Genomic DNA, 12925 nt, shown 5'->3' on the forward strand with positions numbered 1-12925 from the left:
ACGAGACAATGAACAAGCAACTGCGCAACGACATCGCTCTGCCGACACATTTCATGACGGACGAACAGCAGGCGCTGGCCGATCAGGCCGGCAAGTTCTTCATGTCAGAATTCCACCATCTGAACGCCGAAATGGACGATACTGATGATCTGCCGTCTTCGGTTTTCCCCAAGCTGGGCGAAATGGGCTACCTGGGACTGAACGTGCCGCCGGAATTCGGCGGCGCTGGGTTGGATTTCACCTCGGCCTGCATCATCACCGAACAGCTGTCGCGGTCCTCTGCGGCCATCGGACTGACCCATGTGGCGCATGACAATTTGTGCGTCAACAACATCTATCGCAACGCCAATGACGAGTTGCGCCGAAAATACCTGCCAGGTCTGTGCGACGGCACGCTGATCGGCGCCCTGGGCCTGACCGAACCCGGCGCGGGGTCTGATGCGCTTGGCTCGATGCGGACCACGGCCAAAAAGGATGGCGACGACTACATCCTGAACGGCGCCAAGATCTACATCACCAATGGGCCGATTGCCGATCTGGTGCTGGTCTATGCCAAGACATCGCCCGAAAAAGGGGCCAAGGGCATTTCCGCCTTTATCGTGGAAACCGACACGCCCGGTTTCAAGGTGGCGCAGAAGCTCAACAAGATGGGATTCCGCGGCTCGCCGACGGGCGAACTGGTATTCGAAGATTGCCGTGTTCCGGCCAGAAACATGGTCGGCAAGCTGGATGGCGGGGTTGCCGTTACCATGTCCGGACTTGATCTGGAACGTGCCATCGTCTGTTTCAACGCTCTGGGCATTGCGCAGCGGGCGCTGGATATTTCCATCGATTACGCCAAGACACGCCAGCAATTCGGCAAACCGATCGCCAGTTTTCAGATGGTTCAGGCGATGCTGGCCGACATGTATACGCAGATCGAGGCCGCGCGCAGCCTGTCCTTGCGCACCGCTGCCATGTGTGAAGGCCTCGAAGAGGGCGAAGGCGGGCGCGGCGAAATCCACAAGCTCACCGCTGCGGCGATCTACAAGGCCGCTGAGGCGACATCCTTCGTGCTGGACAAAGCTGTCCAGATTCACGGCGGCTCGGGTTACATGCGTGATACAGAAGTGAACCGGCTGTACCGGACCGGTCGCGTGCTTGAGGTCGGCGCAGGCACCCAGGAGGTTCGCAAACTCATCATCTCTGGCGAATTGCTGAAGAACTAGGGGCGGAACATGAACGAAGCGAAATCAAGGCGTTACGCGTCGGATCTCATGGCGGGCCAGGTTGCCCTGGTCACGGGGTCCGGATCTGGAATGGGCCGGGCGACGGCGATCGAAATGGCCGCTTGCGGGGCCAGGCTTGCGCTGTTCGCGCGCCGCGAAGAACCGCTGGAAGAGACCGCCGAAATGATCCGGGCGGCGGGGGGCGAGGCCTTTGTCGTGCCCGGAGACACCCGCGACGAAGACAGTATCGAAGCTGCGATGGGGCGGATCAAGGAGCACTATGGGCAGTTGGATGTTTTGGTGAACAATGCCGGCGGCCAGTATATCGCGGCCGCCCGCGATATCACCAACAAGGGCTTCGAAGCCGTGATCCGCAACAACCTGATCGGGTCTTGGCAGATGACCCGGGCAGCGGCGGATCACTTCATGTACGACAATGGTGGATCGGTTGTGTTTGTCACCGCCATCTCGGCGCGCACCGCGCTTACCGGCTTTACACACACCGTCGCCGCCCGCGCCGGTGTGACGGGCATGATGAAAACGCTGGCCGCCGAATGGGGCGAATACGGCATCCGGCTGAACTGTGTCGCGCCGGGCACGATCAAGACCGATGCGCTTGGCCGCTATCCGATTCCGCCGGAACAGTGGAAAAAGCTGAACCGCTCGGTGCTAAACCGGATGGGGGCGGCCGAGGACATCTCAGGCACGATCATTTTCCTGGCCTCGAAACTTGGCGGTTTCATCACCGGAGAAGACATTTATGTAGACGGCGGTGAGACCTTGCATATGGGTCATGACGCGCGGGACATGATCAACCCCGCGATGTTCGAGAAACGCGAACGGGGAGATGGCAAGAATGAGTAAACACCCAGTCCTTCTGGAGATGTCCGACAGGATCGCCACGGTTACGCTGAACGATCCCGAGCGGCGCAACCCGGTCACCGGAAACGACATGATCGCTGCTCTTCTGGAGACCTTCGCCAAGGTGCAGGCAGACCCGCAGGTCAGCGTCATGATCCTGACCGGCGCCGACCCGGCCTTTTGTGCCGGCGGCGACATCAAGGAAATGAACGATTCCGACAGCGTGTTCCGCAAGGAGCCGCTGGCGGCGGCGCAGAGCTATGTTGATGGGGTGCAGCGGCTGCCGCTTGCGCTCTACAACATGGATATTCCGACCATCGCCGCAGTCAACGGCCCGGCGGTGGGCGCGGGGTGCGACCTGACCATGATGTGCGACATGCGCATCGCGTCCGAAAAAGCAAGGTTCGGCGAGGTGTTTCTGAATCTCGGAATCATTCCGGGCGATGCGGGCAGCTGGTTCCTGTTGCGTCGTCTGGGCCACCAGAAGGCCGCCGATCTGACCTTCTCAGGGCGCATGGTCGAGGCCAAGGAAGCGCTGGAGCTTGGCATGGTGCTTGAGCTGGTGCCTCATGAAAAATTGATGGCACGGGCTCGCGAACGGGCCGCCGTCATCGCAGCGAAACCACCGCGTGCGGTGCGCGTCGCCAAGCGTCTGATGCGCAATGCCGAACGGATGGATCTACCGGATTTCCTGAATTCTGCGGCGGCCTATCAGGCGCTCATGCATCAGACCGAAGACCATCACGAGGCGGTTGCTGCGTTCATCGAGAAACGAAAACCCAACTTCACAGGGCGCTAATGGAAGAATTGCATGTCTGATATCTCCAAAAAGAAAATGGAGCAAATCGCGCAGATGTGGAATGCGCGCGGCAAGGGTCTGATTACGCATATGGCGCTTGAGATCGAAGAGGTCTCGACCGAAGGCGTTCGCGTTCGGATGCCGTTCAATCCGGACTTTTGCGCCGATGCGGAACAAACGCTGCTCCATGGTGGTATCCTGACGGCGCTTCTGGACAGTGTCTTTGGATTGGCTAACTTTGTCGCCATCGAAGGCGTCAGTACCATGGCCACTCTTGATCTGAGAGTTGATTACCTGCGCCCTGCTCGTTCGCGCGCGGATGTCATCGTTCAAGCGCATTGTTTTCGCCAGACCCGCCACATCGCCTTCAATTCCGGCAGCGTCTGGTTCGAGGGCCATGATAATGCTGAAATCGCCCGTGGAACCGCCTCGTTTGCATTGACGCGTGGGGAAACCAGCCTGTTTGAAGCGATGACCAAAGGAAAAGCCTCGTGATGGATTTGCAAACTGTCAATGCCCACGTATCCCGGGTGCCGTTTTTCCGATTTCTCAACTTTGAGGTCCAAAGCTTGGATAGCCTCCATGCCGAAGCGGAAATGACCTTTGATGACCGCCATATCGGGAACCCGATCATGGAGTACTACCATGGCGGCATAATCGCGAGTTTTATGGAGGCCACTGCCGCCGTCGCGGTACAGCCCGATTTCGCCGACGTTCCGGCCAAGCCGATCAACCTGACCGTCGATTACCTCAGACCCGGTGTGAAGGGACCGCTTTTTGCGCGCGCAAACGTCACGCGCAAGGGCAAGCGGATGGCAAGCGTCAGCGTGCTCAGCTGGCAGACGGATCGGGAAAAGGCGGTTGCCGAAGGGCTGTATCACTTCCTTCTGGTCTGACCGGGGCAACCGCTTTCTGGGCTACCTTGTCCTGTGGACGGGGCCGCTTCCCGGTTACAAATTCCTTCCAGTAACAGATTGATGAGCATGCTGGAGAATTCAGGCAGTGATAGATATCCTTCCACTCCTGCCTTGTTCGGGTCGAACCATTCCACCGTCCAGTTCAAAGCGCCCAACATCACCTGGCGCAAGGGGACGATCTTGATATCCGACCGTATGGCACCGTCGTCCTGAGCTTCACGGAGTATCCGATCCCAGAGTTTTCCATATTCATGGCGAATACCCCTGTGCCTCTCCCTGAAATGATTGGGGAGCATTCCATAGCTTCTGATATTCGCCGAGGTGAATTCGCTTGCCTTGAAGAGGAAATCCAGGTGCGCCCAGATTGCAGTCGCTATCCTGGCGTGATGATCGTACGGGGCATCGAATTTCCGAACGGCGGCTTCGACACCTGATAGCAAGTCTCTCAGTCCGGCGTTTAGAACTTCGTCAACGATCGCTTCTTTGGAGTTGAAATGGTAATAGACGCTTCCCGCTTTCATGTCCGCTTCTTCCGCGATCTTTCTCAGCGTGGTCGCCTTGTAGCCATTGTCCCTCAGAACGCGCGCTGCGGCCTTTAGAATTTCTGCACGGGTCTTAGCCGCCTTGCCGTCGGGATCCGGGGTTTTGGCGGGAGTGGCGGGGCACAGCTTCAAGCCTTCGGTACCCGCCTTGCGATGTGGACACATTCCGTCAAGTATCAGCTTACACATTCGTTCCGCGAGGATGCGCACCGGATACTTGTCGACATCGTACCATTCTACGGTCCAGTTCATGGCACTTAGGATGAACTGGCGGATCACAGCAGTGGATATGTCGCTTCGAAGGTGGCCGGCGCGTTTGGCGTCATTCAGGAATTTGCCCCAGGCATCCGCATATGATGCACGCAATTCGCGATGCGGGGCGCGTGTTTCGTCCGACAACATCGGATAGTTACGAATATTGGCTGACGTAAAGTCACTGTCGGTCAATAGGTATGTAAGGTGTGTTTCAATCAGCAGTCTGAAAGTCTTGCGAAAATCCTCCGAACTTGTCGGTGCCGACCGAACGATTTCACTGACCGCCTGATATAGTTGACGGACGCCAAGATCGAGAACTTCGCACAGCATCTGGTCCTTGGATTGAAAATGATAATAAATGCTGCCGGCCTCAATGCCAGCTTCCTGCGCGATGTCGCGCATAGTCGTTGCGTGATAGCCTTCATACCGAAAAAGTCGCGCAGCCGCAGCGAGTATGGCTTCGCGGGTCCTCTCCGACTTGCTTAGATCGTCATTCACTATCCTGGTATCTTCAATCTGTCGTGCCATCCATTGTCGATACTTGTCGTAGATGAGGCTGTCCATTGCAATAAATCTAACAACTGTTAGAATACATCGGAGAGAGTGTCGAATCAAACTCTTTTCAAGGTGCAACGGAAGAGGAGGACCTCCACATGCGAGGGTTGAGTGGAAAACGGGTCGTTGTGACCGGCGGTGGGAGCGGCATTGGCCGAGCGGTTTGCGAACGGTTCGGCGTGGAGGGTGCCGAAGTCGCCGTTTTCGATCTGAACAAAGCCGGAGCGGATGAAACCGCCAAACTAATCACTGAATCCGGCGGAAAAGCGACGGCATTTCAGGCGGATATTACCGATCGTGCCCAGGTCGACAGCGCCGTTGCCGAGTTCGAATCCGGCGGACCGATTGATGTGCTGGTGAACAACGCGGGCTGGGACGTGATCAAACCGTTCCTCGACACCGATCCCGACCTTTGGAAGAAGGTCATCGACATCAATCTTTACGGTCCGCTGAATATGCATCACGCGGTGCTTCCGGGCATGGTCAAGAACGGTGGCGGCCGTGTGGTCAACATCGCGTCCGACGCCGGACGCGTCGGATCATCCGGCGAAGCCGTGTATTCGGCCTGCAAGGGTGGCATCATCTCGTTCACCAAAACCGTAGCGCGTGAACTGGCGCGTAAAGGTATTCAATTGAATGCGGTCGCCCCCGGCCCGACCGATACGCCGCTGTTCGCTCAGGTTGCCGAAGGCGAGGCCGGTCAAAAGATCGCCGAAGGTCTCAAGCGGGCGATTCCGATGAAGCGTCTTGCGCAGCCGACGGATTACCCTGGCATCATCTGCTTCCTGTCGTCGGACGACGCAGGGTTCATTACCGGCCAGGTGATTTCGGTTTCGGGCGGCCTGTCCATGCACGGTTAAAACGCTGGCAGCAGCGCCGGACTCAAGGCGCTGCTGCCAAACCGTGCCAAGAGTTACCTCCCCGACTGGCCGCGCCTTAAGTGCGGCCCTTTTTCATTCTAGAAAGGTTGCGAATGTTTCAGCCAGGCTCTGACATCCAGCGGACAAGCACTCTGACCTCATTTCTGAAGGGCTGCGGCATTGACAGTTACGAGGAACTCGTCCGCCGTTCGAATGAAGACCCAGACTGGTTCTGGGGCCAGATCATTGACCATGCCGGGATATGGTTCGAGCGGCCCTACAGCCGGTTGCGAGATATCTCCACAGGGCCTGAATCGATCAGATGGGCCGTGGAAGGTACGTTGAATTTGACGGAAACCTGTCTTGACGCCCGAATTGCCGATGGCCTGGGTAACAAGGTCGCTATCGACTGGGTCGGCGAAGACGGAAGCCGCCGCCGCTGGAGCTATTGCAACCTTGCCGCCGAAGCCTCCCGCGTCGCCTCGGCCCTTGCCGCACGCGGTGTAAAGCCGGGTCAGGCGGTGGGCATCTATATGCCGATGATCCCCGAAATCGAGGCCGCGCTTCTGGGTATTGCCCGGCTGGGCGCGGTTGCGGTGCCGCTGTTTTCCGGTTTTGCGCCCCATGCCATCGTATCGCGCCTGAACGACGCGGATGCCGTGGCGGTGTTGACGGCGGATGCCACACCCCGGCGAGGCAAGCCGGTCTGGATGGAAGCGACCCTTGCCCAGGCTTTGACCGACCTGCCATCGGTTCATACCGTGATCAGCCTGCGACGGTTCGGCGGTGCGGTGGCCGATCCGGCCCGCGATCTGGACTGGACCGAAACAGTGGGCCGCGCCAGTCCGGAGTTTGCCGCCGTTCCCGTCAGTGCCGATGACACCTTTCTGATCGCCTATACATCGGGCACGACCGGGCGGCCCAAGGGTGTCGTGCATACCCATCTGGGCGTACAGGCCAAGGCCACGGCCGATTTCCTGCTTTGCCTCGACATGAAACGGGACGACCGGCACCTCTGGATGACTGACATGGGGTGGGTCATGGGGCCGCTCACCCTTTTGTCGGTGCTCTTGTCCGGTTCAACTCTGGTGCTGGCCGAAGGCGCACCATCAATGCCCGGCGATCCCTTCAGGCTGCTGCGTCTTGCGTTCGATATGGAGGTCACGCATCTTGGTGTGGCTCCGACCCTGGTACGGCAGTTCATGACGCAGGATACTGAACCTTTGTTGGGCTACGACCTGTCGCCCCTGCGCATTGTCGCCTCGACCGGTGAACCCTGGACCGACGATGCCTGGCTTTGGCAACTGGATCATATCTGTCGCCGCCGCGCGGTGCCGCTTAACATCTCGGGTGGGACCGAGCTTTTTGGCGCGATCCTTACCTCGACCGTGCTGCATGAAATCAAGCCCGGCGGATTTTCGGCCCAGGCCCTGGGTGTCGGCGCCAAGGTGTTGCGCCAGGACGGCAGCGAAGCCGCACCGGGCGAGGTCGGCGAACTGGTCGTGACCCAGCCGCCTTTGGGTCTGACCCCGGCCATCCGGGGCGACCGCGATCGCTATTTTGAAACCTATTGGTCCACCTACCCCGGCATCTGGCGGCACGGCGACTGGGTGCGCTGCGATCCGGACGGGACATGGTATATCCTGGGCCGGTCCGACGACACGCTGAACATCGCAGGTAAACGCATCGGTCCGCCCGAGATCGAGGCGGCCCTGACCGAAACCGGAGAGGTGGTTGACGCCGCTGCCATTGCCGCACCCGACGATATCAAAGGCGTGGCCGTCGTCTGTTTCTGCGTGGCGGCGCAAGGTGTTACGCCTGACGCAGAGCTTGTGGACCGGCTCAAGAATCGGGTCGGAGAGATCGTCTCGAAACCCTTCCGCCCGCGCGAGATCCACTTTATCGAGGCCCTGCCCAAGACGCGTAGCATGAAGACCATGCGCCGGATCGTGCGCGCCGCCTTGCTGGGCGAAGATCTGGGCGATCTGTCGTCGATCAGCAACCCGGAAACCATTCAACCCATCGTAGACCTGCAAAAGGAAAAGCCATGATTACTGTTTTCGGAGCCACGGGCAACACCGGCGCGCCCCTCGTCGATACGCTTATGGCAAAAGGCGCGACCGTGCGCGCTGTCACCAGCGACCCCTTCAAGTTAGACGCGCTAAAAGCCAAAGGATGCGAGGCGGTAGCAGCGGATTTCACGGACCCTGCCGCGCTGGCGCGGGCCTGTGACGGGGCGGAAAAGATATACCTGGTCACGCCTGCCCATCTGGACATGCGTCAGTGGAAGGCGAACGTGATCGAGGCGGCCAAGGCCGCGGGCGTGCGCCATATCGTTGTGGCCACGGGGCTTGGCGCGTCGCCCAAGGCGGGGCTGACCTTTGGAAAGTGGCATTCCGAAACCCAGGAACTGCTGAAGCAAAGCAGCCTTGACTGGACTTTTGTCCAGCCGACCTATTTCATGCAGAACCTGCTGTGGCAGGCCGGCAACATTGCAAAGGACGCCGTGTACTATGACGACCTGGGCGGACCCGTGGCCTGGATCGACGCTCGCGACATCGCGGATGTCGCCGCCGAGGCGCTGACCGCTCCGGGGTACGAAGGCAAGGCTCTTGGTCTGACCGGGCCCGAAGCTCTTGCAGGGGATGACATCGCGGCCCTTCTGTCCGGGGTGACGGGACGAACAGTGTCGTGCGTGTCCCTTTCGGCCGAGGATGCCAGGGCGGGCATGGTGGCCGGCGGAATGCAGGACGAGGTCGCCGGGGCCATGGTCGAACTGGCCTCTATCGCGCCCAGGGGCTACCTAGCCGGCATCGAGACCACGGTCAGCGAGGTGCTGGAGCGCCCGGCGCGCCGATTTGCCGATTTCGTCACCGAGAACCGGGATGCTTTCGTCAAGTAACCTGATGGCGGTGCCGCTTTATCTCGAACGGGCGCCGCCTGAGGAAGCGGCCACTGAGATCGATCATCTGTTCGTGTTTCGCGATACCGGTGTGCTGAGCGGTGGTGGACGCGGGCGGTTCGCAACCGACCTCTTTACCCTTTCGGTAACGCGCGACCACAGCGGCGGGGCGCGTGTATCGCTGGCGCCACCGCGCTCGGGTTTCACTCCCCGCCCAAGGCCATTCCATGGTGTCGTGGCCGGGCTGAGGTTGTCGTCACGACCGAAGCACTTACCCGACTCCAAAGGGCTGGACATGCTGGCCGCAGAACTGGCCCGGGTTCAGATCGGGGACGGTGACCTGCCCGCGCTCATCGCAGTGCTTGACGGCCTCGCGAAAGGCATGGGCTTTGCCGCGCCACCCGGAGCGTACAGCGACCGGACCGAACGTCGAAAGGTGCGGGCGGAAACCGGCGTGTCGCGGCGGCGGCTTGCCGCCTCGCGGCGCTTTCGCCAGGCTCTTGGGCAGCTCGCGTCACAGAGCCTTCCGCTGAGCGATCTGGCGCTGGACGCCGGATATTGCGATCAATCCCATATGTCCGTCGCTTGCCGGGTCTTCGCCGGCAAACCGCCCGGCGCGTTGCGCGCTCAGTCCGTTCCGCGTCGTTTTGACCTTTCGCTACAAGATACGCGCCTCAAAGACCGCCTAAGATTGGTCATTGACGAATGAAATCGAAGAGGAAGACCCGCCATGACGCAATTCAAACCGAAAAACCCCGACTATGACGCACGCGTGCGCAACAGTTTCAATCGCCAGAAGGTGATGCACACGCTGGGGATCAGCATTGCCGAGCTATCGCCCGGCCGCATTGTTCTGGAGATGGCACATGAGGATGCTCTGACCCAGCAACATGGGTTTTTGCATGCCGGAATCGTGTCGACAGCGCTGGACAGCGCCTGCGGATACGCGGCCTTTTCGCTGATGCCAGCGGACGCGGCAGTGTTGACGGCCGAATTCAAGATCAACCTACTCAACCCGGCGGACGGCGAACGGTTTCGCTTCGTCGCTGACGTGGTGAAACCAGGCAGGACGCTGACCATATGCGAGGCGCGTGCCTATGCCGTGAAGGGCCAGGATGAAAAGCTCGTCGCAACGATGACCGGAACGCTCATGGCGCTGGTGGGGCGAACGGGCGTGGCGGGGTGACGATCGGGCCGGGGCGCAAATTAATCCGCGAGCCGGGCTTCGAGCATATGGCGCTGGATCTTGCCGCTGGTCGATCTGGGAAAATCCTCGAACGCGATGAAAAGAAACTCGCGCGGCCGTTTGTAGCCAGCGAGGTTTTCGCGGCACAAATTCATCAGCGCCTCGGCATCCGGCCCGTCATCGCCACAGGCGACAAAGGCCACCGGGCTTTCCCCCCATCTCGCGTCGAAGGCCCGGATCACGGCGGCATCGACCACATCGGGATGGGAAAGAAGCACACGCTCGATTTCCGCAGGATAGACGTTCTCGCCGCCAGTCTTGATCAAGTATTTCGCCCGGTCCACAAAGTCGATGGTGCCGTCCGCATTGCGCCGGAACAGATCGCCCATGTGGAAAAAGCCGTTGCGAAAGTCGCGGGCGTTGGCGTCGTCGGCGTTCCAGTAGCCTGAAAACAATGTCGGGCCCCGCACAGCCATTTCGCCCGGCGTTCCATCCGGCACTTCGCGGTCGTCGGGATCGACCAGCCGAACCTCGCAAAATGCGCTTATGCGCTTGGAAAGCCGGTCCGGGGTCACACCCGGCGCAATCAGATCGGCGGTCCCCGGCGGCAGGCCGGTTTCAGTTGCGCCGAAGGAATTCAGATAGGGCGTGTCCAGAAGGGCCGTCAGTTCCGCGATCTGATGCGGCGGCACCAGATCGGCCATTGCGCCGCAAACCTTGATTCCCTTCAGCGGCAAAGGGTTGGCGCGTCGTTCTGCGATAAAGGCGTCCAGCGCACCGGGCATCATCACGAACCAGCCGATCCGGTGGCGCGACAACGCCTCGTTGATGACCGCAGGCTGCAAACCGTCTACCATCACCACGGTTCCGCCCCGCAGGACCGTCGCCAGCGCATGATCGGTGGACGCCATGTGGAACATAGGTGCCCAAGCGATGAACCCGTCGCCGGGATCCAGCGCCAGCTGCGCCGCAAAAACCATGGATCGGGCGATATGCGCGCGGTGGCTGATGAGCGCCCCTTTGGGCAGGCCCGTAGTCCCCGAGGTATACAAGATCGTCAGACCAGCCTCTGGATCGTCGACCATGGTCCCGATGCGCGGGTCTTGCTCGGCCCCGGCAATGGCCGTTTCCAGGTCTGGCCCGATGGTCAGACAGGGTGTCGACGCGACGGCGTGATACATTTCTGAAAAGTCCGGTTCGACGATCGCGAGCACCGGCTCGACCAGATCGATGCAGTGCCACAGTTGATCGGGGGCAAGCCGCCAGTTCAGGCAAGCGACAATCGCGCCAATTCCTGCCGCTGCCAGTTCGACCTCCAGGTACTCCGAGCGTTTATGCGACAGAATCGCGATCCGGTCGCCGGGCGCCACGCCCCTGGCCAGAAACACGGCAGCCAGACGATCGACCCTCCCCAGCAATTCGGCATAGCTCAGTCGCCCCTGAACATCACGCAGCTGCGGCTCTGATGCCGCATTTCGGCCGCGGTAGAGCGATGATCGCACCGATCGCGGCGATGAGAGCGGCGAGGATTTCGGCCACGAGAGCCCTCAGATGGGCCAGGATCATGCGGATGTTGTGCCCGCAGCCGCAGAGCACAGCGTGGAGCGCGTCTCCGAGCGTGCCCTTGAGAGCGCAGCGGGCAAGGCGGCCGTCGGTCTTCATGTGCCCGATCACAGGTTCGATTGCGCTGCGCCGGCGCAGGTCGCGCCGGAGCGCCGGCGTCATCCCGCGGCGCTGGCCCGAGATGAACGCCTCGGTCGTCTGCACACCGTGGCCGCGGTAGCCGCGGTCGACGAAGGCCCTCCTGGGCCGGGTCTCGGTCAGGATCTCCACCTGCTCCAGCGCCTCGCGAAGGGTGTGCCCGTCATAGGGGTTGCCGGGCATCGACCGCATGCCGACGACGAAGCCCTCCCGGTGCGTGGTTGCCACCGACACCTTAGTGCCGAACTCGTAACGGACCCGCGCCTTGCCCTTGGAGATGCAGTCCACCTCGGGCTCGTGCAGTGCGTAGAGCTTGCCCTTGTCCTTCGGCTTCTGCCGCAAGAGCCGGCCCGACAAGGCAATCTCCGCCTCGATCCGCTCCCGCAAACCGGCGTCGGCCACACGGCCCAACTGGCGCTGGATGTCGCGCAGGACGCGCCCGGTATAGCCCTTCAGCCGCCGCAGGGCCTTGCGCATCCGCTTGAACTGGCGCGCATGCGCGTAGCGCCCGACCTGGCCCGACAGCCGCGGCGCAAGCCGCGCGTAGCTCTGGCGCAGGGACAGGCCTGCCTCCTGCGCGAGCGCCACCAGGCGCCGGCGCGCCTTCTCGCAGAGCCGCGCGTCCGTGGGATGCGCGATCGCCTTCTCCATCACCGTCGTGTCCACGATCACCGCCTCGACACTCCGCTCGGAGATCACTCCAGCTTCACGGCCCGCCTCGATCGTCTTGGTCAGAAGCCATTCGACGCCCTCTTCCCCGATCCGCTTGCGCCACCGCGTCAGCGACGAAGGATCGAGCGGGAAGCAATGCTGGAAGAACGTCTCGCCACAGAAGTGCTGGTAATAGGGGTTCTCCACCCACCGCGCCACCACCGCCTCGTCCGAGAGCCGGTAGGCATGCTGCAAATAGAGCAACCCCGCCACCAGTCGCGGCGACGTCGCCGGGCGGCCGGTGTGCGACGTGAAGAACCCCGCCCACTCATCCTCGAAGAACTCCCAGTCGATCAGGGCGGCCAGCTTCACCAGCTCGTGGCGCATGTCGATCATGTCCGTCAGGCGTGGGCGCAACAGGTCGTCCTGTTCAGGGGCGCGGGATTTGGGCTTCATACGTTGATCCGAAATTGCAGGCTTCTCGCCCG

13 protein-coding genes are annotated in these 12925 nt (G+C 61.1%); 10 read left to right on the forward strand and 3 right to left on the reverse strand.

What is annotated here, in order from left to right; translation table 11 throughout:
• Positions 1–8 precede the first annotated feature (8 nt).
• Genes C4S59_RS16195 through C4S59_RS16215 form a run of 5 tightly spaced genes read left to right on the forward strand, consistent with a single transcriptional unit; the run spans position 9 to position 3764 of the window.
• Positions 9–1208 carry an acyl-CoA dehydrogenase family protein gene (locus C4S59_RS16195; RefSeq protein WP_050685921.1) on the forward strand — a complete coding sequence of 400 codons (1200 nt, stop codon included), beginning with the start codon at positions 9–11 and terminating at the stop codon, positions 1206–1208.
• Between the two features lie 48 nt (positions 1209–1256).
• The gene (locus C4S59_RS16200; protein ID WP_268810636.1) at positions 1257–2072 is read left to right on the forward strand and encodes an SDR family NAD(P)-dependent oxidoreductase; all 816 of its coding nucleotides are present in this window, start codon (positions 1257–1259) and stop codon (positions 2070–2072) included.
• Positions 2065–2868: an enoyl-CoA hydratase-related protein gene (locus C4S59_RS16205; protein ID WP_050685917.1), complete on the forward strand. Its 804-nt coding sequence runs from the start codon at positions 2065–2067 to the stop codon at positions 2866–2868. The genes C4S59_RS16200 and C4S59_RS16205 overlap by 8 nt, the downstream gene beginning before the upstream one ends.
• A gap of 12 nt (positions 2869–2880) precedes the next feature.
• A complete protein-coding gene (locus C4S59_RS16210; RefSeq protein ID WP_050685915.1) occupies positions 2881–3363 on the forward strand; it encodes a PaaI family thioesterase in 483 nt (160 codons plus the stop codon).
• A complete protein-coding gene (locus C4S59_RS16215; protein WP_050685913.1) occupies positions 3363–3764 on the forward strand; it encodes a PaaI family thioesterase in 402 nt (133 codons plus the stop codon). The genes C4S59_RS16210 and C4S59_RS16215 overlap by 1 nt, the downstream gene beginning before the upstream one ends.
• Here C4S59_RS16215 and C4S59_RS16220 read toward each other — a convergent pair.
• Positions 3746–5146 (reverse strand): TetR/AcrR family transcriptional regulator, encoded by a 1401-nt coding sequence (locus C4S59_RS16220; protein ID WP_234994805.1) that lies wholly within the window; start codon positions 5144–5146, stop codon positions 3746–3748. The genes C4S59_RS16215 and C4S59_RS16220 overlap by 19 nt on opposite strands.
• An 89-nt stretch (positions 5147–5235) precedes the next feature.
• Between C4S59_RS16220 and C4S59_RS16225 the strand changes: the two genes are divergently transcribed.
• The 5 genes from C4S59_RS16225 (at position 5236) to C4S59_RS16245 (ending at position 10085) form a co-directional block, all read left to right on the forward strand.
• On the forward strand, positions 5236–5997 hold the full coding sequence (locus C4S59_RS16225) for a glucose 1-dehydrogenase (RefSeq protein ID WP_103911552.1): 762 nt from the start codon (positions 5236–5238) through the stop codon (positions 5995–5997).
• Between the two features lie 113 nt (positions 5998–6110).
• Positions 6111–8048 (forward strand): AMP-binding protein, encoded by a 1938-nt coding sequence (locus C4S59_RS16230; protein WP_050685910.1) that lies wholly within the window; start codon positions 6111–6113, stop codon positions 8046–8048.
• Positions 8045–8899, forward strand: coding sequence for an SDR family oxidoreductase (locus C4S59_RS16235; RefSeq protein WP_050685908.1), 855 nt, complete (start codon positions 8045–8047; stop codon positions 8897–8899). Before C4S59_RS16230 ends, C4S59_RS16235 begins: the two co-directional genes overlap by 4 nt.
• A 4-nt stretch (positions 8900–8903) precedes the next feature.
• On the forward strand, positions 8904–9608 hold the full coding sequence (locus tag C4S59_RS16240) for a helix-turn-helix domain-containing protein (RefSeq protein WP_234994806.1): 705 nt from the start codon (positions 8904–8906) through the stop codon (positions 9606–9608).
• Between the two features lie 21 nt (positions 9609–9629).
• On the forward strand, positions 9630–10085 hold the full coding sequence (locus C4S59_RS16245) for a PaaI family thioesterase (RefSeq protein WP_050685904.1): 456 nt from the start codon (positions 9630–9632) through the stop codon (positions 10083–10085).
• A 20-nt stretch (positions 10086–10105) separates the two neighbouring features.
• Here C4S59_RS16245 and C4S59_RS16250 read toward each other — a convergent pair whose 3' ends face one another.
• Both C4S59_RS16250 and C4S59_RS16255 read right to left on the reverse strand, forming a co-directional pair.
• The gene (locus tag C4S59_RS16250) at positions 10106–11587 is read right to left on the reverse strand and encodes a class I adenylate-forming enzyme family protein (RefSeq protein ID WP_050685902.1); all 1482 of its coding nucleotides are present in this window, start codon (positions 11585–11587) and stop codon (positions 10106–10108) included.
• A complete protein-coding gene (locus C4S59_RS16255) occupies positions 11532–12893 on the reverse strand; it encodes an IS5 family transposase (protein ID WP_027238795.1) in 1362 nt (453 codons plus the stop codon). The genes C4S59_RS16250 and C4S59_RS16255 overlap by 56 nt, the downstream gene beginning before the upstream one ends.
• Positions 12894–12925 lie beyond the last annotated feature (32 nt).

This window comes from Thalassococcus halodurans (assembly GCF_900108225.1).
GTDB classification, from domain to species: domain Bacteria; phylum Pseudomonadota; class Alphaproteobacteria; order Rhodobacterales; family Rhodobacteraceae; genus Thalassococcus; species Thalassococcus halodurans.

Excerpts from the sequence above, each read along its gene's own strand:
- C4S59_RS16220 (WP_234994805.1), bottom strand. The coding sequence starts at position 5,146 with ATGGACAGCCTCATCTACGACAAGTATCGACAATGGATGGCACGACAG.
- C4S59_RS16255 (WP_027238795.1), bottom strand. The coding sequence starts at position 12,893 with ATGAAGCCCAAATCCCGCGCCCCTGAACAGGACGACCTGTTGCGCCCA.
- C4S59_RS16215 (WP_050685913.1), top strand. The coding sequence starts at position 3,363 with ATGGATTTGCAAACTGTCAATGCCCACGTATCCCGGGTGCCGTTTTTC.
- C4S59_RS16240 (WP_234994806.1), top strand. The coding sequence starts at position 8,904 with ATGGCGGTGCCGCTTTATCTCGAACGGGCGCCGCCTGAGGAAGCGGCC.
- C4S59_RS16195 (WP_050685921.1), top strand. The coding sequence starts at position 9 with ATGAACAAGCAACTGCGCAACGACATCGCTCTGCCGACACATTTCATG.
- C4S59_RS16225 (WP_103911552.1), top strand. The coding sequence starts at position 5,236 with ATGCGAGGGTTGAGTGGAAAACGGGTCGTTGTGACCGGCGGTGGGAGC.
- C4S59_RS16200 (WP_268810636.1), top strand. The coding sequence starts at position 1,257 with ATGGCGGGCCAGGTTGCCCTGGTCACGGGGTCCGGATCTGGAATGGGC.
- C4S59_RS16205 (WP_050685917.1), top strand. The coding sequence starts at position 2,065 with ATGAGTAAACACCCAGTCCTTCTGGAGATGTCCGACAGGATCGCCACG.
- C4S59_RS16210 (WP_050685915.1), top strand. The coding sequence starts at position 2,881 with ATGTCTGATATCTCCAAAAAGAAAATGGAGCAAATCGCGCAGATGTGG.
- C4S59_RS16230 (WP_050685910.1), top strand. The coding sequence starts at position 6,111 with ATGTTTCAGCCAGGCTCTGACATCCAGCGGACAAGCACTCTGACCTCA.
- C4S59_RS16235 (WP_050685908.1), top strand. The coding sequence starts at position 8,045 with ATGATTACTGTTTTCGGAGCCACGGGCAACACCGGCGCGCCCCTCGTC.
- C4S59_RS16245 (WP_050685904.1), top strand. The coding sequence starts at position 9,630 with ATGACGCAATTCAAACCGAAAAACCCCGACTATGACGCACGCGTGCGC.